Origin of the sequence: Cryobacterium fucosi (genome assembly GCF_004403515.1) — a bacterium.
Classification (GTDB): domain Bacteria; phylum Actinomycetota; class Actinomycetes; order Actinomycetales; family Microbacteriaceae; genus Cryobacterium; species Cryobacterium fucosi.
In genome coordinates this window covers 1-17,780 of record NZ_SOHH01000058.1, presented here as the reverse complement: position 1 = coordinate 17,780, position 17,780 = coordinate 1, and the positions used below count along the sequence as shown (strand labels likewise).

Here is a 17,780-nt window from a genome sequence, read left to right as displayed (position 1 = left end):
GGGACGAGTCCGGCGGCCGACACGAGATTCGTATCGTCGAAGGTCGCTGACAGGGACGTGGATCTATGGTTCAGTTGCATCTACGAGATGTCCTCTTGACTTGGTAAATAGTTGCCGTGGTAAGCCCTATTTTTCCTGATCAAAAGGACATTCTCTGTTTAACGCGCCGCTAACTCCTCAATCCGACCGGTGGATCGAGGCTTAGTAGAGCAGGGCGGTGAGGCGGGACCGGGTCGGCGCAACGCGCGGATCGTCCTGGCCGACGACCTCGAACAGGTCGAGGATGCGCTCGCGGATCCTGTTCCTGCCTGCGGGGTCCTGGATCGGAAAGAGCGTCAGCAGGCGGTCGAAGGCATCCTCGATGTGCCCGCCGGACAGGTCGAGATCGGCGACGAGGAGCTGGGCGTCGAGGTCACCGGGCGCCGCGGCGGCCTCCGCACGGATATCGGCCATGGTCTTGCCGTGCAGCCGCGCCAGCAGGCCGACCTGGGCCAGGCCGGCGATGGCCATCTGGTCACGCGGATCCTGGGCGACCGCGGTCTTGTACAGGGCGGTCGCGGCGGCATAGTCGCCACGTTCGATGGCCTCGTAGGCGTCACGGTGAAGCGGCGGCAGCTCGGGTTCGACCGGCGCCGGCGCTTCCGCCGCCTCGTCGGACTCCCCCGCCTGCGCCGGGGCGACGGCGGTGCCGGTGACCCCGTGCTCGGCCGCAAGCTCCAGCACCCGCTGGAGAACCTCACGCACCTGGCCCTCGGGGATCGCCCCGTTGAAAAGCTGCACCGGCTGGCCGCCGATGACGGCGGCGACGGTCGGAATCGACTGGGCCTGGAACGCCTGCGTCAGCTGCGGGTTGGTGTCGACGTCGACCTTGGCCAGGACGAAACGGCCCTCGTACTCCGCGACGAGCTTCTCGAGGATGGGGGTGAGCTGCTTACACGGCCCGCACCATTCGGCCCACAGGTCGACGATGACGGGCACCGTCATGGACAGCTCGAGCACCTCGCCGAAGTTCGCGTCGGTGCCTTCCAGAGTGAGGCTCGGGACCGGCACGGCGGCTGGCGCCGCCCCGGGCGCGGGCGCCCCGGGGACGGCGGCCGGCGGACGATTCACCAGGGACGACAGGTCGACGGCTCCGCGCATGTTGACGCCGGACGGTGGCACAAGACTCATGGAAGCTCCGTGGATGAGATCAGACCCTGGGCGTAACCAAGGAGGAGGATTTTTTCGGATGAACCGGCGGCCGGCACGTGGAAGAGAAGCTGGTCGCCATAGGTGCTCTGGATTCCCTTGGCGGTCGCCGACACCCCCGACAGCGCCTTGCTGGCACCTTCCGGGCTGACCGTCGCGCCCGCATCGACCGGCTTGACGGTCTCGGTCTCGGTGATGCTGACCGCGACGATGCTTCCGGAGTCGTTCGTCGCGAGGGCGACCGCGGAACCCGCGCCGACGGCGGCCGCAAAGTCGATCGACGCGGTTGTCGGCAGGGCGGCGCGCTTCTCGTTCTTCTTGTCGAGTCCGACCTGGGTGCGGAAGGTGTCGCCCTTCACCTCGAACAGGGCGAAGGACGGGCTCTTGTCGCCCTGCAGCAGGATGTCGGCGTAGGCCGCCGCCACCTCACCCGGCGGCAGGAGCAGCAGTTTCGAGTCGGGGGCGATGATCGGCGCGCCGATGGTGGCCGGTGCGACATCCGGCACCTTCGCCGCGGCCTCGAGCTGCACCGCGTACTCGATCAGATAGGCGGAGCGGGGCGTCTCCTGCCTCAGAACGATGGCCGTCGGCGCGACGGCGGCATCGTCCGCGTTCTGGATGACGGTCATCACGACGCGCGGCCAGGTCGAGGACTGCTGCGGCAAGGTCAGCGTCAACGGGGACGCAGGCAACGCGGGCAAGGCCGGGAAGTCTGCGATGGCCGCCCGGATCTTGTAGTTGGCCAGCCGCTGCTCCAGCGCGGGGCCGGTGAACCGGGCCGCGAGAGCGTCACCGTTGAGCTTGGCGTCCGCGTCGGTGCTGAGAACGGCGATCCGTCGCACGATCCGTTCGAGCTGTGGCACCGTCACGGCGGGCGGCGGCACGTCCTTCACGGCCTGGGGCACGTCGGTGGCTGCGGCGGTCGCGCTGGTTGCCGCATCGGATGTCGCCGGCGAACTCGGCCAGAAATCAGCCGAGCAGCCGCTCAACACCAGGCCGGTCACCAGCAGGACGGGCACTGAGGCGATGAGCTTGCGAGTGATGGAACGTCGCGGACCGGTGATTTCGCTCGCCTTGATCGACTTGGGGCGGGGCACCCGGGGAAGCCTGGGCATCCGGGGGCCGCGCGGCAGGTTGCGCCGGGGACCGTGGGAGCGGCGCAGGTGGATGAGCGCCCACAGGTAGAGGATCAACCCGATGATGGCGAGCACTCCGCCGCCGGCGATCAGGGGACCCGCCATGGGGGTCGAGTTGTCGATCGGCCAGGTCAGGGTGATCTCCGTCGGCGCGGGCTTCGTGCCGTCCGAGGCGACGATGACCGCGATGCCGTCCGGCACATTGACCGTGGTGGTGAGCGAGCCCTTGCCGTTGAACTCCTGCAGCCACAGGTCGGAGCCGACCGGGTCGGCACTCTGCTTCTCCTCGGGGGCGACGGCAGGGACATCCGTCGACGTCTCGTCGGCCGGGGGAACCTCGGTGAGTTTGCTGCTCAGCCTGGCCGTGTTCCTGACCTGGCGGATGTCGGCATACGGTTCGTCGGCGAGCCACGCCTTGATGTCACCCGACCGTCCGTACGCTGCGAAAACGGTGTCTGCTCCGGTGATGGTGAGCGTCTGGCTGCCGGGAAGGGCGGTGAGGGCGCTGGATTCGATGACCGCGAACCTGACATCATCCGTGACCGTGGTGCTGAGGCTGGTGGAAGCCGGTTCGAGAAAGACCGTCCGCTGGGCGATGCCGAGAACAATCATCACGGCCGCGAGGACGAATGCCACAATGGCAAGAACAAAACGCACGTAAACCCTCCTGTGTCGCCGGCCGCCGGGTGCTCGTTTTCGCGCGCACCACCCGGATTCGAGCCCGGGTAGCAGCAGACAGGACGTCTCACGATACTGGGTGCCGCTGAAAGGCACCTAATAGGTGCCCTGAACTTGGGACGCCCTCGGTCATCCGGACAGACTAAAATTATCACGGCCCTGCCCTGAAAGAACCCGAATACCGGGTCAGAGTCCCATTATGAGGAGATAGCGTGCCGACCGACGAAGCTGATTTCACCCAGGTTTTCCGTGGTTACGACAAGGAGGAGGTCGACAAGGCGCTGCAGGGCCTGCGTCGCGACCTGATCCAGGCGAACAGCCAGGCCACCGAGGCCGCCAAGGAGAACAAGCGCCTGGCCGCGCACATCGACGACCTGAACGCCGAAATAGAGGAAGTGGGCAGCCCCACCTTCTCCGGGCTCGGCACCAAACTCGAAAACACCCTGCGCGTGGCCGAGGAGCAGTCCACCCGCGTCATCGCCCAGGCCGACATCGACGCCGAGCGTCTCCGCGCCTCCGCTTCCGCCGAAGTCGACACCCTCCGCCGGGAGGCCGCCGACCGCGCCGAGCGGGTCCTGTCGGATGCCGCGGTGAAGGCTGAGCGCATCCTGGAGGATGCCTCTGTAGAGGCCGACGACCTCCTCGCCCGGGCGCACGACGATTATACGACCCTCACCAACGACGGCGTGCAGGAGGCCGCGGCCATCCGGGGCGCGGTCGCCACCGAGGCGGCGGAGTTGCGCGCCACGGTCAAACGCGAGGTGGCGGCCATCCGCTCGGAGGCGGAGCGTGAAGCCGCAGAGGTCAGGGTCGTGGCCCAGCGGGAGGCCACGGAGGCCCGGGAGATCGCTGCCGGCCTCACCCGCGAGACCGAACTCACCCGCGCCGAGGTCGCGCACGAATTGGACCAGCAGCGCGCCGACCTGGCCAGGGAGACCGAACAGGCCAGGATCGACCTCGCTGCGGAAACCGAGCAGGACCGGGTCGACCTCGCCAGGGAGACCGAACAGGCCAGGATCGACCTTGCGCACGAGACCGAGCTGGCCCGTGCCGAGCTGACGATTGAAATCGAGCAGGCCAGGATCGACCTCGAACGCGAGATCGACCTCGCCCGCGCCGACCTCGCCATCGAGAGGGAACAGGCCCAGACCGACCTGACCCGGGACCTCGAGCACCAGCGGGTGTCCCTCGCCCGGGAAATCGAGAAGGCCAGGGCCGATCTGGCTGCTGAGCTCGAGCAGGCCCACGCCGACCAGGCGCGCGACAACGAGCAGTCCCGGGCGGACTTCACGGCCGACAGCGAACAGCTGCGGATCGACTTGGACAACCAGCTCACCGCCGCGCGGAAGCGCGGGGAGCACGAGGCCGCCAGGCTGCGGCGCGAGATCGACCAGACCAGGGCCGACCTCGACATCGAACTCAAGGCCCGCCGCGACGAGGCGGAGCAGGGACACCTGGCCCGTCACCAGGAGGCAGTCGCGCAGACACAGAAGTTCCTCGATGAGGCGGCTCGCCAGCTGGCCGAGACGAACAAGCGCACAACCGAGCTGCGCGCGTTGAACGACCAGCTCGACACCGGCGCCAGGAACGACGCGAGGATCGCGAAGAAGGCCGCCGAGGACAACGCAGAGCGGATCGTGCGCGAAGCGGAGGCCAGGGCCGGTGCCCTGGTGGCCGACGCGGAGTCGCGCACACGCGCCCTCGTCACCGACGCCGAAGAGCGCCTCTCTCAGATTAGGATTGAGCGCGACTCGGTCGCCGGCTACTTCGAAAGCCTGCGTGGCCTCCTGACCCAGGCGGAGAGGGTCGCAGCCACCGACGACTAGACCGAAGCAGGGGGGACCCCAGAGTGAAGATCCAGAACGCGTTCCGAGTCGGACTGGTCGGCACCCTCGGTGTCGGCCTCGGGCTGCTCATCATCAGCTCCGTCGTCTCCCTGCAGACGATCATCACGTACGTGGGTGCGGCCCTCTTCATCTCCCTGGGCCTCGACCCGGCCGTGTCCTGGCTGGAGAAGAAGAAGTTCCCGCGCTGGGCCGCGATCCTCACCGTGCTCGTCGCCGTTCTCGGCGTGCTCACCGGGGTCGTCTTCGCAATCGTGCCGATCATCGTCGACCAGGTCGCCAAGCTCTCCAAGGCCATCCCGGACCTGGTCGAATCGGTGAACACGTCGACCTTCCTCGCGGACATCCAGCGGCAGTTCCCCGGCCTCAAGGTGAATGAAATCGTCGCGTCGATCACGGACTATCTCGGCGGCAATCTGACCACGATCACCACAACCCTGATCCAGTCGGGTCTCGCGGTGGTCAGCGGCCTGTTCGGCGGGCTGATCATCCTGATCCTGTCGCTCTACTTCACGGCGTCCCTGCACAGCATCAAGCAGGCCACCTACCAGATGGTTCCCGCCTCCAAACGGGATCGCTTCGCCGACCTGAGCGAGCAGATCACGACCGCCGTCGGACGTTTCGTCGTCGGCCAGGCGGCCCTCGCCCTGTGCAACGGTGTGCTGAGTTTCACGTTCCTGTCGATCATCGGGGCCCCGTTCCCGGCTCTGCTCGCCCTGATCGCGTTCCTGCTCTCGCTCATCCCGCTCGTCGGCACGATCAGCGGCTCGGTCATCATCGTCGCGACCTGCCTGGTCCCTGGGATCGGCAGCTCTCCGTTGACCGCGCTCGTCGCCGCGATCTACTACCTCGTCTACATGCAGGTCGAGGCGTATGTGCTGAGCCCCAACATCATGAACCGCGCGGTGTCGGTGCCAGGGGCGGTGGTCGTGGTTGCCGCCCTCGCCGGCGGGTCCCTTCTCGGCATCCTGGGCGCGCTCATTGCGATCCCCGTCGCGGCCTCGGTGATCATGATCATCAAGCAGGTCGTCATCCCACGCCAGAACGAGCTCTGAGCCCGAGCCCAGAGCAGGCTGGCCCGGGTCTCGACAAGCTCGACCACCGGCGATCGAGCCTGCCGTGAGCCCGTCGCCGAGCCTGCCGTGAGCCCGGTGATCGAGCCAGCCGTGAGCCCGGTGAGCCTGCCGTGAGCCCGGTGATCGAGCCAGCCGTGAGCCCGGTGAGCCTGCCGTGAGCCCGGTGATCGAGCCAGCCGTGAGCCCGGTGAGCCTGCCGAGATCCCGTCGCCGGGTCTCGACAGGCTCGACCACCGGACGGGCTCGACCACCGGACGGGCGGGCCGGCCTAGCCTGCCCACTCTGTGGGCAGCGGAGCGGCCGGCGGATTCACGACGGCGACGATCTCGTCCAGGATCCGCCGGGTCTGGCTCTCCCCCACCCACAGGTGCTTTCCGCCGTCGACGGCGATGAACCGGGCACCCGGCACGCTGGCGAACCGCCTCCTTGCCTCGTCGGGGCGCAGGTAGTCGTCGTGTTCGGGGATGATGGCGACGAGCTGTCGTTCATTGCCCGCCCAGGCCGCCAGCTCGGCATCCGTGGCGCGGTGCAGCGGAGGGGAGAGCAGGATGGCGCCGCGGATCGGGTGTTCGAGGCCGTACTTGACGGCGAGCTCGGTGCCGAACGACCAGCCGACGAGCCACGGATTCGGCAGGCCACGTTCGGCGACGAATGCCATGGCGGCGGCGACATCGGCGCGTTCGTCGTTGCCCTGGCCGAAGGCGCCGTCGCTCGTGCCCCGGGGCGACGTGGTTCCGCGGGTGTTGAACCGCAAAACGGCCAGTCCGGCCAGGGCCGGCAGGCGCCCGGCGGCCTTCCGCAGGATATGGGAGTCCATGAATCCGCCGTGCGTCGGCAGGGGGTGCAGGGTGACGAGGGTCGCGACCGGCGGGCGATCGAGCGGGGTCGCGAGTTCGCCGACCAGGGTGAGGCCGTCGAGCGTGTGCAACTCGATGTGCTCGCGCGCGGCCGGGAGCTCGATCCCACCCCTGATCTCTACGACATTCGGACTCACGGATGCTCCTTCTCGGTCGGCAGCGGGCGGCGTCACTTGATTTTCCAGCAGTGCGCGTGCCAGTGGCGGCGGGCCGCGAGGTCGGCGGCCTCGCCCATCAGCCCGTCGCCGCGCCAGGCGACGAGGTGGGCGCGGCCGGGTTCGATGTCGAGGTTGCAGCCCGGGCAGACGTAGCTTTTCCCGGCCCGCGCCGCGGCCACCGGTTGGACGGTCCACAGGCCGTCGCGGCGGGCTTCCGTGCGGCGCCAGCCGGCCCGCAGCCGGTCAAGGCCATCGCCTTCGCCATTCTCGTCCGGCCCGGGCCGATGGCCCCTGGGTCGGTTGCTGCGTGGCATTCGGCCAGTCTACGTCGGTGGCGCCGGGCCAGGGGACGCCAGGCCGCCCACCGGAAACGGTCGGGGCCCGGAGTCGGGGCCGACGGTGTCGCTACCGGAGGCGTCAGTACCAACCGTTGTCGACGGAGTGCGCCCAGGCGCCGCAGGGCGTGCCGTAGCGGCCCGAAATGTAGCCGAGGCCCCATTCGATCTGGGTTCCGGCGTTGGTCTCCCAGTCGGCGCCTGCAGACGCCATCTTGGAGCCGGGCAGGGACTGTGGGATGCCGTAGGCGCCGCTGGACGAGTTCGCGGCGTTGACGCGCCAGCCGGACTCCTTGTTCCAGAGGGACACGAGGCAGTTGAACTGGTCGTCGCCCCACCCGCGGGCGTTCACCTTGTCGCGGGCGATCGCCTGGGCGGAACCGGGATCGGGTACGGCCGCCGACGGGGCGCTGCCGCCGGAGCTGGACGCGGACTTGGCGGCAACCGGAACGGGAACGGGCTTCGGCTTCTCGGTGACGGTGAAGTTGTCGCGGGTGATGGTGTTCGCGTACGCCCCGGCAACCTGGATTTCCTGAACGGCCTGGCCGCCGAAGCGATCCCCGGCGATCTGGAAGTAGGGGGATGCCGTGGCCCCGGAGTACGGGTCGACGACGCTCACGAGCACGAAGGCGGCCGCGGCGGTGAATGCGAAGGTGAACAGGGACGCCTGCCCGCGGGACCGGGGTCGTCGCATCCGGGGTCTGGCTGGCCTGCCGGCCGGCTCGGACGCGATGATGCTCAGATGTCTACCCACGATTTGTTGAGCCTAGCCGAAATTCGGGATAACAGCCAGATAACGGAGCCGGAATCAGCGCACCGCCAACATCACGTCAACGACGGCGTCGAGGACCGCGTCGACCTGCGCTTCACGGTAGCCGCCGCGTTCCGGCTTGAAGACAGCCCCGCGAACGTCTTCGACCGTGATCGGAAATCCGGCCTCGAAATACTTGACGAGCTTGTTCGCGAACCGGTCGACATCGGTTCGGCTGTAGCCGACGCTGAGGAGGCTGGTGCGGGAGAAACGGTGGCCGGTGGGACGGCTGAGCCGGTTGACGAGCACCTGGGCTTTCGCGCGGGCGTCCTCGAGCCAGGCCTGCTTGCCGCCGCCGCGGTTCGCGAGGTCCCGGTCCCGGGACGCGAAGGCGTCCTCGAGCCGTTCAAGGGCCGCGTCGACGTGCACGGGCGAATAGCCGCCCTTCTTCATTGCGAATGCCGTGTGCCGGATCGTCTCCGCCGTGAGGGTCGCGCTTTCGTCCGAACCGTCATACGCCCGCCGGGCACCCTCGAGGAACTCGTCGACCTGGGTTGCGCTGTAGCCGAGCGTCTTCTTGGTCGTGCGGGGGAAGGTGGTGGTCACCGCTTCATTCTGCCCCACCCTGCCCGCAGTGTCGAAAGAGGGCACCTCAGGCGAAGATCAGGTACAGCGCGTACGCGGCGGCGGCCGACGGCAGGATCGAGTCAAGCCGGTCGAGGAAGCCCCCGTGGCCCGGCAGCCAGGAGCTCATGTCCTTGATGCCCAGGTCGCGCTTGATCAGGGACTCGGCCAGGTCGCCGAAGGTCGCGCTGAGCAGGATGACGACCCCGAAGATGAGCCCGAACCACCACGGCTGATCCATCATGAAAACGGCGAGGATGACCCCGGCGATCAGGCAGACCGCACCGGCGCCGGCGAATCCCTCCCAGGTCTTCTTGGGGCTGATGGTGGGGACCATCTTGTGCTTGCCGAAGCTGAGGCCGGTGGCGTAGGCGGCCGTGTCGGCCGAGATGACAAGCAGGAGGAAGGCGAGCGTCCACCATTGACCGTCGGGCTGCGCGGCCAGCAGCACGGAGAAACTGCCGAGGAACACCACGTACGACTGGATGAAGACCCCGGAGCCGATGTCACCCAGCACGTCGCGGGCGGGTGCCCGGTGGGCCGGCAGAATGAGCAGGGCCACCCGCCAGAGCGCGATCAGCACGATGCCGCCCAGCATCGCCAGCCACTGGCCGGCCGCGCCGAGGTAGAAGGCCGCCGGGACGACCGACACCGCTGCGAGCACGACAGGGATGCGCGGAACGGTCCGGCCCGTGTGCCGAAGCGCCTGGGCCAGCTCGAAGGCGGTGAGGCCGACGAACGCCGCCGCGCAGACCATGAACAGCTCTTTGATGAAGATGAGGCTGAACAGCATGAACAGGCCGAGGGCGAGACCGATCAGGATCGCCAGGATCAGGTTCCGGCCGGTGCGCGCCTCGATCCGCTCGGTCGTCGCGTCCAGCTGCGCCCGGGTGGCCTGCACCTGTCGTTCGAAGTCGGCGCGGGTCGATTGCATCTGCCGCTCGATGTCGGTCCTGGCCGCGTGAACCTGCGCCCGGAACTCGGCTCGGCTGACGCCGTGCGCGCGCTTGGGCGGCTGTTCCTTGTTGGGATCGTGCGACATGACGCTGACTCCGCCCTAGATTTCGAGGAGTTCGGCTTCTTTGCGTTTGAGCGCATCGTCGATGGCGTCCACGTGGGTCTTCGTGATCTGCTCGAGTTCCTTCTCGGCCCTGGCCACGTCGTCGTCGCCGACTTCGCTCTTCAGCGCGTCCAGCTCGTCCTTCGCCTTGCGGCGCAGGTTGCGCACCGACACCTTGGCGTCTTCGGCCTTGGTGCGAACGATCTTGACGTATTCCTTGCGGCGGTCGGCCGTGAGCTCCGGCAGCGTGGCCCGGATGACGTTGCCGTCGTTGCCGAGATTGGCTCCCAGGTTCGGGGTGTCGCGGATGGCCTGCTCGATGTCGCGCAGGGCGCCCTTGTCGTACGGGCCGATCAGGAGCGTGCGCGCCTCCTGATTCTGCAGGGAGGCGAGCTGCTCGAGCGGCGTCGCAGTGCCGTAGTAGTTGACCAGGATCTTCGCGAACATTTGCGGGTTCGCGCGTCCGGTTCGCACGGTCGCGAAATCGTCTTTGGCGGCTTCGAGTGCCTTGTGCATGCGTGCGGTGGCATCGGACAGAACATCCGTGATCACGGTGACTCCTTCTTCGGTGGCTTCAATAATCCTAGTTGGAGACGAGGGTTCCCAGATCGGCGCCGAGAATGGCGGCGGTCACGTTGCCGTGCGGCGCCATGCCGAACACCTGCATCGGCATCCCGTTGTCCATGCACAGGCTGAACGCCGTCGAGTCGACGACCTTGAGGCCGCGCTGGAGGGCGTCCTGGTAGGTGATGTGGTCGATCTTGCGCGCGTCCGGGTCCGTGCGCGGGTCGGCGGAATAGACCCCGTCGACGCCGTTCTTGGCGACGAGCACGATGTCGGCGCCGATCTCGAGGGCGCGCTGGGCTGCGACCGTGTCGGTCGAGAAGTACGGCAGTCCGGCGCCGGCGCCGAAGATGACCACGCGGCCCTTTTCCAGATGGCGCTCGGCGCGGCGCGGGATGTACGGCTCCGCGACCTGGGTCATCGCGATGGCGGACTGGACCCGGGTCTCCGCGCCGGCCTGCTCAAGGAAGTCCTGCAGGGCGAGGGCGTTCATGACGGTCCCGAGCATGCCCATGTAGTCGGCCCGACCACGGTCCATGCCCCGCTGGGAGAGTTCCGCGCCGCGGAAGAAGTTGCCGCCGCCGACGACGATGGCGATTTCCACCGTCTTGGCTGCTTCGGCGATCTCGCGGGCGAGGGCGCTGATCACGTCGGGGTTGACGCCAAGGCTGCCGGCGCCGAACGCTTCACCCGACAGTTTGAGGAGGACCCTGCGCTTCTTGCTCGGCTTCGTTTCCATGTCTGACATGCCCGTGAGCGTCCTTCCGTTGTGCGTGATCTAAAACTACTGTGTGCGCTACTCGGTGCCCACACAGAGAAAGAGACCGGATTGCGACTGCAACCCGGTCTCCCTCATTGTGAATCCTGTTACGCGCCGACCTTGAATCGGGCGAAGCCCGACACGGTCAGTCCGGCATCGGCCAGGACCTTGCTGACGGACACCTTGTTGTCCTTGGCGTAGTCCTGCTCGAGCAGGGCAACCTGCTTGAAGAACGCGTGGATGCGACCCTCGACGATCTTCGGCAGCGCCGCTTCGGGCTTGCCCTCGTTCTTCGAGATCTCGGTGACGATCCGGCGCTCGGCCTCGACGGCGTCCGCGGGAACGTCTTCCTTGGCCAGGTACTCCGGGTTGGCGAACGAGATGTGCTGGGCCACGCTGCGCGCGGTCTCAGCGTCGTCACCGGAGTAGCCGAGAACAACGCCGACCTGCGGGGGCAGGTCCTTGCTGGTCTTGTGCAGGTAGATCGCGAACTTCGGAGCCGTGACGGATGCGACGCGGCGCAGTTCGAACTTCTCACCGATGATCGCGGCTTCGCCGTCGATCAGTTCGCCGACGGTCTGGCTGCCGGCCGGGGCGGCCAGGCCTTCCTCGACCGTGGTGGCGCCGGCTGCGGCGACCGCGTCCAGGACCTTGTCCGCCAGTGCGACGAACTTGTCGCCCTTGGCGACGAAGTCGGTCTCGCAGGCGAGTTCGATCAGGGTGGCGGTGTCGCCGATTTCCTTGGCGGCGACGAGGCCCTCGGAGGTGGAACGGTCGGCGCGCTTGGCGTTGCCCTTCGCACCCTTCATCCGGAGGAGTTCGACGGCCTTCTCCATGTCGCCTTCGGCTTCAACGAGGGCGTTCTTGGTGTCGACCATGCCGGTTCCGAGACGCTCGCGCAGTGCCTTGACGTCTGCGAGGCTGATGCTTGCCATACTCGATTCCTTACTTGGCTTCTTCGGTGGGAGCGTCGGCGGCAGCGACGGCTGCGGCTTCTTCTTCCACAACGGGGACCTCTTCGGCGACGGCCTCGGCCGCGAGCTGCTCGGCGGCGACGGCGACGTCGGCGACCTCAGCGGTCTCGGCGGAGGACTGCTCGGGGGTTGCGTCGGTTGCAGCGGCTTCGCCGGTCTGCAGCAGTTCGGCTTCCCAGGCGGCGAGGGGCTCGACTTCGGCCTCCGGCTTGGCGTGGCGCTGGATGAGGCCCTCGGCCGCTGCGTCCGCGATGATGCGGGTCAGCAGGCCGACGGAACGGATGGCGTCGTCGTTGCCCGGGATCGGGTACTGGACGTCGTCCGGGTCGCAGTTGGTGTCGAGGATCGCGATGACGGGGATGCCGAGCTTGCGCGCCTCGTCGATGGCGAGGTGCTCCTTGTTGGTGTCGACGACCCACAGCGCCGACGGCGTCTTCGTGAGGTTTCGGATACCGCCGAGGCTCTTGTGAAGCTTGACGAGCTCGCGCTTCTTGATGAGCATTTCCTTCTTCGTGAAGCCGCTCTTGGCGGTGTCCTCGAAGTCGAGCTCTTCGAGCTCTTTCATGCGGGCCAGACGCTTGGAGACGGTCTGGAAGTTGGTGAGGAGGCCGCCGAGCCAGCGCTGGTTGACGTAGGGCTGGCCGACACGGGTCGCCTGCTCCTGAATCGATTCCTGCGCCTGCTTCTTGGTGCCGACGAAGAGGACGGTGCCGCCGTGGGCGACGGTCTCCTTGACGAAGTCATAGGCCTTGTCGACGAACCCGAGCGACTGCTGCAGGTCGATGATGTAGATGCCGGACCGCTCGGTGAAGATGAATCGCTTCATCTTCGGGTTCCAACGGCGGGTCTGGTGCCCGAAGTGCACGCCGCTGTCGAGCAGCTGGCGAATGGTTACGACGGCCATGAGCCGTACTCCTTGTCCGGCGCGCCTGCAGGGCAGAGCAACGCCAATCGGTTTGTGTCGTGATCGGATGATCACTACTCCTGGTGCCCGGCACGCATCCGCCTGCTTCCGGGGAAGCGAGGACCGAGTGGATGCGGAGGCCGAGTGGGCACGCGTAGTCAGCGCACGAAGCGCTGCTTGGACGAGTTTAGCACCCACCCGGAGCACCGTCGTGCGCTCCGTGGGCGGGCGGGGTTCCCCCCACCAGCCGGGTCGGGGCGGCCCTCTCCACGGATGCCGTCCCTGCGGGCCGGGCGCGCACCGGATGCGGCACGGTGGTGGCATGCAGCTCCCCCGCCTGGTCGCCGCCGCCGCGTTGGCGGCCGCGTCCTTCGTCCCCGTCGCCGTGCCCCCGCCGCAGCCCTGGGTCTGGCCGCTCTCACCGCCGCACCGGGTGCTCGCCGAGTTCGTGGCGCCTGCCAGCGTCTACTCCGCCGGGCATCGCGGCCTCGATCTGGCCGCGATCGACGGGGAACCGGTTTTCGCCGTGTCCGGCGGCGTGGTCTCGTTCGCGGGCGTCGTCGTCGACCGCCCCGTGCTGTCGATCCGGCACACCGGCGACCTGGCATCGAGCGTGGAGCCGGTGACCGCGGTCGTGACGGCTGGTGAGACGGTCGCCCTCGGCCAGCTGGTCGGCCATGTCGCGCCGGGCGGTCACTGCTCGGCCCGGTGCGTGCACCTGGGGGCGCGCCTGCACGGGCGTTACGTTTCTCCCCGGCTGTACCTCGGCGGCATCCGCCGGGCCGTGCTGCTACCGCTCGAGGGCCCGTCTACGCTCTGGGGTGCGCGGTGAGGTAGCTCTGCTTGAGTCGTTCCGCCGACACGTGGGTGTAGATCTGGGTGGTGCCCAGGCTCGCGTGGCCGAGCAGCTCCTGGACCGCCCGGAGGTCGGCGCCGCCGTCGAGCAAGTGGGTGGCGGCCGTGTGGCGCAGCGCGTGCGGGCCGGCCGGGCCGTTGCCCGGCACGTCGGCGAGGAGGGTGGCGACGAGTCGGTACACGGCCCGCACCCCCAGCCGCCGTCCGACGGTGCCGAGGAACAAGGCCGTGACCTCGGGTGCGGGCCGCCCGGCGGGGAGGTCCGCCGAGGCCAGTGCCGGGCGCCCACGGCCGAGGTAGGCGAGGATCGCGGACTGGGCCGGGACTCCGAAAGGCACGACCCGCTCCTTCGATCCCTTTCCAGTCACCCGCACGGTGAGCCGGTGCAGGTCCACGTCGCCGGTGTCGAGGCCGACGAGTTCGGAGACGCGCAGCCCCGAGGCGTAGAGCAGTTCGACGATCGCCAGGTCGCGGAGGGCGTTAGGCTCGCCGCCGGCCGCACGGTGCTCGAGCTGGCCGAGCAGGTCCTGCATCTGGGCGCGGTTGATCACCCGGGGCAGCGTGCGGCCGGGCTTCGGCGAGCGCAGCCGGACCGCCGGGTCGGCCGGGCTCGCTCCGGCGCGCGCCAGCCACGCCGTGAAGCCGCGCACCGAGGCGGCCCGGCGTGCGATGGTGGCCCGTGCCAGCCCGGCCTGGTTGCCCACCCAGAGCCAGTCCCGGAGCAGATCCAGGGTCAGAGCGGACGACTCTGCCACGCCACGCCCCTCGGCGAAGGCGAGGAGCCCGGCCAGGTCGCTCCGGTAGGCGCGGACGGTGTGCGGCGAGAAGCCGCGCTCCGCGGCCAGGTAGACGGCGAAGTCCTCGACGGCGGCGGCCAGGCCGACGCTCTGCCCGGTCACGCCACACTTCCGGCCGCCGAGTCGGTCTGGCGGGAGAACGCCTCGGTGCGTTCCTCTGGACTGAGCGACTGCATCCGGGCCAGGAACGCCGCGTCGAACCTCGTCGCGACGTCGAATTCGCCGAGCGGAACGGTCGAGTGCACGATTTGGTCGTCGTAGACGTGCACCAGGTTGATCGACTGCCCGCCGCGTTGCCCGACCAGCTCCCCCTGCGGGGCGCTCGCATCGAGGGTGTAGCAGGTGGCGGCGGCGACGGAAACCGGGATTCCCGCGAAGATTCCGGTCGTGGCGTAGTGGAGGTGACCGCCGAGGATGGCCCGGATGTCGCTGCCGGCGATCACCTGGGCCAGCCGGGCCTGGCCGCGGAGTTCCAGGATGCTCATCAGCGGGATCATGGTGGGGATCGGCGGGTGATGCAGGGCCAGCACCGTGCCGTGGGGTGCCGGGTCGCTGAGCACGTCGGCCAGCCAATCCAGCTGGGACTGGGCGAGTTCGCCGTGGTGGTAACCGGGGACGCTGCTGTCGAGCGCAATCAGGCGCACTCCCGCGAGGTCGAACACCGCGTCGACCGGCGCATCGGACGGGGCCCCTGACCCGGCCTTGCCGAGGAGTTCGGCACGGAATGCGGCGCGTTTGTCGTGGTTTCCCATCACCCAGACGACTTCGGCCCCGAGTCGATCGGCTGACGCCTCGACGAGGCCGCGGACCCGGCGGTAGGCATCCGTCTCACCGGTGTCGGCGATGTCGCCGGTGAACACGAGCGCGTCGGGGCGCAGCCCGGAGCGTTCGAGCTGGGCCAGCGCCTGGCGCACCGGCGAGTCTGTGTCGACGGTTCCGTAGAGGGCGCGTGCCCCGCCGAGGAAGTGCGTGTCGCTGATGTGGGCGATCAGGTGGCTGGCCGGCGCGTGCTGGCCCATCTGGATCTGGTGGTTCGGAACGACTGCCATGCCTTGCCTTGCCTTTCATCGATGTCGTTCACACTACGGCTCGCCCCCGACGCCCGTTCGGCGTGGCGCGAGAGTCCGGTTCAGGCGCGGCAGCCCGGCGTCATACAGGACCGAGCTGAGCATCGTTGCCTGCGTCATGCTCCCCAACCTAACCCGCGGGTCAGCGGGACGCGCGCACCCAGCCGGTCTCCCGCTCTCGGGCGGCCCCCTCGAGGTCGAGGGCGCCGAGGGCGCCCTGCACGGCGGCGACGGAGAGGCCCGCCCGGCGGGCCACGTCGTGCACGGTGCGCGGCGACCGGCCGCTCAGCGCGTCGAACACCCGGATCTGATCGCTGGTGCGCTGCCCCTGGCCCGGCGTGCCGTCGCGGTCTCCGCCTCCTGCTCCGTCGCCGGGGAAGTCGAGCGGCACCTGGACCACCCGGTCGCCGACGAGTTCGGCCATCTCCGCCGCCGAGGTCACGCACACGGCGTCGTATTCGCGGATCAGCCGGTGGCAACCGGCCGACGTCGGCGAGGTGACCGGGCCGGGCACGGCGCCCAGGGGACGGCCGAGGGCGGCGGCGTGCCCGGCCGTGTTGAGCGAACCGGACCGCCACCCGGCCTCGAGCACGATCGTGGCCGCACTGGACGCGGCGATCAACCTGTTGCGTTGCAGGAACCGCCATTTCGTCGGCGCCGCCCCGCACGGCAGCTCGGAGACGACCGCGCCGTCGGCCACGATGCGTCCCAGAAGCGCGTCGTGGCCGCTCGGGTAGAACCGGTCGACTCCCCCGGCAAGGAAGGCCACGGTGAGGCCCGAACTGGCCAGGGCAGCCCGATGGGCCATTCCGTCGATGCCGTAGGCCGCGCCGGACACGATCGTGAAGCCGCGGTCGACCAGTCCGGCCGAGGCCTCCATGGCGATGTGTTCGCCGTACCCGGTGGCCGCCCGCGCTCCGACCAGGGCGATCGAGTTGGGGAGCGAGACCAGGGCGGGGGCCACGCCTCGCCACCACAGGGCGAGCGGCGCGTTCCGGCCGAGGTCGTCGACCCCGCCGGGCCACACCTCGTCGCCGGGTAGGGCGAGCCGTGCGCCCACCCGTGCGGCCTGCTGGAGGCAACGGATGACCTCTCCCGACGACAGCCGAGGCCGCCACCGTTGCAGGGCATGCTCGAGTTCGTCCCCGAAGCCGTCCGGCTCTCCGGTGTCCCCGAGCTGCGGGGCGAGCCTGCCGGGCGCGCCCGGCTCGAGCACGGCGGCGAGGGCCGGCCCGGCCCCGAGCCGGTCGACCAACGCCCCGGCGGTGCCGTCTCCCGGCTCGGCGATGCAGGTCCACGCGGCCCGGGCGAATACCTCGCCCGCGTCGCCTGGCGCCATGCCGCCACGTGGGGCTTCCTGCGGGCGAACCCCGGCAGCGAGTTCGGCCACCGTTGCCTCCTCCAGCCCGAAAAGCATCATGACGACATTCCCTTCCGCAGGTAGAGCGCCTGCCCGACCTGTTCGGGGCCCGGCCGCGCGACCCCGCCGAGATCGGCGATAGACCACGCCACGCGGAGAACCCGGTCGTAGCCGCGCATGGTGATCCCCCCGCGTTCGAGTGCCCGGTCCAGGATCGCGGTCGTCTCGCCGGGGAGCCTGGCGTGTGCGCCGCGCAGCCAGGGCCCCGGAACCTGCGAATTGAGCGACCATGGCGTGTTCTCGAGCCGCTCGGCCGCCGCGGCCCTGGCCAGCTCCACGCGTTGCCTCGCCGTGGCGCTGGTCAGGCGCGGACCGTCGGCGGCCACGCGCAGCTGTGCGGCGGTGACCCGTCGCACCTGCAACTGAATATCGATCCGGTCGAGCAGCGGACCGGAGAGCCGGGAGAGGTAACGTCTCCGGGCGCTCGGCGGGCAGCTGCAGTCAAGGTCGGCGGCTCCGTACTGGCCGCAGGGGCAGGGGTTGGCGGCCATCACGAGCTGGAACCTCGCCGGGAACCTGGCCACGGCGTTGGCGCGATGGATGCTGATCACACCCGATTCGAGCGGCTGGCGGAGCGCGTCCAACACGGCGGATCCGAACTCCGGCGCCTCGTCGAGGAACAATACGCCGTGGGAGGCGCGCGCCGCCGCGCCGGGGCGGATGCGGCCACTGCCCCCGCCCACCATGGCCGCGGCGGTGGCGGTGTGGTGCGGCGCCTCGAGCGGCGGCCGG

The 17,780-nt window shown here is 69.2% G+C and carries 18 protein-coding genes; 3 read left to right on the top strand and 15 right to left on the bottom strand.

From position 1 onward, the window contains the following. Nucleotides 1-201: 201 nt before the first annotated feature. Together E3T48_RS07035 and E3T48_RS07030 are read right to left on the bottom strand one after the other, a co-directional pair. Nucleotides 202-1,170: a tetratricopeptide repeat protein gene (locus E3T48_RS07035; protein WP_134523204.1), complete on the bottom strand. Its 969-nt coding sequence runs from the start codon at nt 1,168-1,170 to the stop codon at nt 202-204. Further along, on the bottom strand, nt 1,167-2,981 hold the full coding sequence (locus E3T48_RS07030) for a DUF8094 domain-containing protein (RefSeq protein WP_134523202.1): 1,815 nt from the start codon (nt 2,979-2,981) through the stop codon (nt 1,167-1,169). The genes E3T48_RS07035 and E3T48_RS07030 overlap by 4 nt, the downstream gene beginning before the upstream one ends. Before the next feature lie 233 nt (nt 2,982-3,214). Between E3T48_RS07030 and E3T48_RS07025 the strand changes: the two genes are divergently transcribed. Both E3T48_RS07025 and E3T48_RS07020 read left to right on the top strand, forming a co-directional pair. Beyond that, a complete protein-coding gene (locus E3T48_RS07025) occupies nt 3,215-4,828 on the top strand; it encodes a DivIVA domain-containing protein (RefSeq protein ID WP_134523201.1) in 1,614 nt (537 codons plus the stop codon). A 23-nt stretch (nt 4,829-4,851) separates the two neighbouring features. After that, nucleotides 4,852-5,901 carry an AI-2E family transporter gene (locus tag E3T48_RS07020; protein WP_134523199.1) on the top strand — a complete coding sequence of 350 codons (1,050 nt, stop codon included), beginning with the start codon at nt 4,852-4,854 and terminating at the stop codon, nt 5,899-5,901. 289 nt (nt 5,902-6,190) lie between these two features. On the opposite strand, the gene E3T48_RS07015 is transcribed toward E3T48_RS07020, so the two are convergent. From E3T48_RS07015 to rpsB, 9 genes are all read right to left on the bottom strand, one after another. Next, nucleotides 6,191-6,916 (bottom strand): alpha/beta hydrolase, encoded by a 726-nt coding sequence (locus E3T48_RS07015; RefSeq protein WP_134523197.1) that lies wholly within the window; start codon nt 6,914-6,916, stop codon nt 6,191-6,193. Between the two features lie 32 nt (nt 6,917-6,948). Next, complete coding sequence (locus E3T48_RS07010) at nt 6,949-7,251, bottom strand: hypothetical protein (RefSeq protein ID WP_134523195.1); 303 nt, start codon at nt 7,249-7,251, stop codon at nt 6,949-6,951. 103 nt (nt 7,252-7,354) lie between these two features. Then, the gene (locus E3T48_RS07005; protein WP_241986700.1) at nt 7,355-8,026 is read right to left on the bottom strand and encodes an aggregation-promoting factor C-terminal-like domain-containing protein; all 672 of its coding nucleotides are present in this window, start codon (nt 8,024-8,026) and stop codon (nt 7,355-7,357) included. A gap of 54 nt (nt 8,027-8,080) precedes the next feature. Next, on the bottom strand, nt 8,081-8,629 hold the full coding sequence (locus E3T48_RS07000) for a DivIVA domain-containing protein (protein ID WP_134523193.1): 549 nt from the start codon (nt 8,627-8,629) through the stop codon (nt 8,081-8,083). A gap of 46 nt (nt 8,630-8,675) precedes the next feature. Then, nucleotides 8,676-9,689 carry a phosphatidate cytidylyltransferase gene (locus E3T48_RS06995; protein WP_338145228.1) on the bottom strand — a complete coding sequence of 338 codons (1,014 nt, stop codon included), beginning with the start codon at nt 9,687-9,689 and terminating at the stop codon, nt 8,676-8,678. Nucleotides 9,690-9,704: 15 nt separating this feature from the next. Next, on the bottom strand, nt 9,705-10,259 hold the full coding sequence (gene frr / locus E3T48_RS06990; protein WP_134507028.1) for a ribosome recycling factor: 555 nt from the start codon (nt 10,257-10,259) through the stop codon (nt 9,705-9,707). 31 nt (nt 10,260-10,290) lie between these two features. Next, nucleotides 10,291-11,010, bottom strand: a complete 720-nt coding sequence (gene pyrH / locus E3T48_RS06985) for a UMP kinase (protein WP_134523208.1) — start codon at nt 11,008-11,010, stop codon at nt 10,291-10,293. A gap of 128 nt (nt 11,011-11,138) precedes the next feature. Then, nucleotides 11,139-11,966, bottom strand: coding sequence for a translation elongation factor Ts (gene tsf / locus E3T48_RS06980; protein WP_134523191.1), 828 nt, complete (start codon nt 11,964-11,966; stop codon nt 11,139-11,141). A gap of 10 nt (nt 11,967-11,976) precedes the next feature. Next, nucleotides 11,977-12,909, bottom strand: coding sequence for a 30S ribosomal protein S2 (gene rpsB, locus E3T48_RS06975; RefSeq protein WP_134523190.1), 933 nt, complete (start codon nt 12,907-12,909; stop codon nt 11,977-11,979). Nucleotides 12,910-13,231: 322 nt separating this feature from the next. Between rpsB and E3T48_RS16695 the strand changes: the two genes are divergently transcribed. Further along, entirely contained in the window at nt 13,232-13,741 is a 510-nt protein-coding gene (locus tag E3T48_RS16695) for a M23 family metallopeptidase (protein ID WP_166789663.1), read from the top strand. On the opposite strand, the gene E3T48_RS06965 is transcribed toward E3T48_RS16695, so the two are convergent. The 4 genes from E3T48_RS06965 to E3T48_RS06950 all read right to left on the bottom strand — a co-directional run. After that, nucleotides 13,719-14,663 (bottom strand): tyrosine recombinase XerC, encoded by a 945-nt coding sequence (locus E3T48_RS06965; protein ID WP_420898356.1) that lies wholly within the window; start codon nt 14,661-14,663, stop codon nt 13,719-13,721. The genes E3T48_RS16695 and E3T48_RS06965 overlap by 23 nt on opposite strands. Next, the gene (locus E3T48_RS06960) at nt 14,660-15,610 is read right to left on the bottom strand and encodes a phosphodiesterase (protein WP_134523186.1); all 951 of its coding nucleotides are present in this window, start codon (nt 15,608-15,610) and stop codon (nt 14,660-14,662) included. The genes E3T48_RS06965 and E3T48_RS06960 overlap by 4 nt, the downstream gene beginning before the upstream one ends. 160 nt (nt 15,611-15,770) lie before the next feature. Beyond that, nucleotides 15,771-17,048, bottom strand: coding sequence for a DNA-processing protein DprA (gene dprA, locus E3T48_RS06955; RefSeq protein WP_134523184.1), 1,278 nt, complete (start codon nt 17,046-17,048; stop codon nt 15,771-15,773). Beyond that, nucleotides 17,045-17,780 (bottom strand): ATP-binding protein (locus E3T48_RS06950; RefSeq protein ID WP_134523183.1); only part of this gene is annotated, 736 nt, incomplete at its 5' end. The genes E3T48_RS06950 and dprA, both read right to left, overlap by 4 nt.

Bases quoted from the DNA above. Each gene is read 5' to 3' on its own strand.
- tsf (WP_134523191.1), bottom strand. From the start codon at position 11,966: ATGGCAAGCATCAGCCTCGCAGACGTCAAGGCACTGCGCGAGCGTCTC.
- E3T48_RS06995 (WP_338145228.1), bottom strand. From the start codon at position 9,689: ATGTCGCACGATCCCAACAAGGAACAGCCGCCCAAGCGCGCGCACGGC.
- E3T48_RS06960 (WP_134523186.1), bottom strand. From the start codon at position 15,610: ATGGCAGTCGTTCCGAACCACCAGATCCAGATGGGCCAGCACGCGCCG.
- pyrH (WP_134523208.1), bottom strand. From the start codon at position 11,010: ATGGAAACGAAGCCGAGCAAGAAGCGCAGGGTCCTCCTCAAACTGTCG.
- E3T48_RS16695 (WP_166789663.1), top strand. From the start codon at position 13,232: ATGCAGCTCCCCCGCCTGGTCGCCGCCGCCGCGTTGGCGGCCGCGTCC.
- E3T48_RS07010 (WP_134523195.1), bottom strand. From the start codon at position 7,251: ATGCCACGCAGCAACCGACCCAGGGGCCATCGGCCCGGGCCGGACGAG.
- rpsB (WP_134523190.1), bottom strand. From the start codon at position 12,909: ATGGCCGTCGTAACCATTCGCCAGCTGCTCGACAGCGGCGTGCACTTC.
- dprA (WP_134523184.1), bottom strand. From the start codon at position 17,048: ATGATGCTTTTCGGGCTGGAGGAGGCAACGGTGGCCGAACTCGCTGCC.
- E3T48_RS07035 (WP_134523204.1), bottom strand. From the start codon at position 1,170: ATGAGTCTTGTGCCACCGTCCGGCGTCAACATGCGCGGAGCCGTCGAC.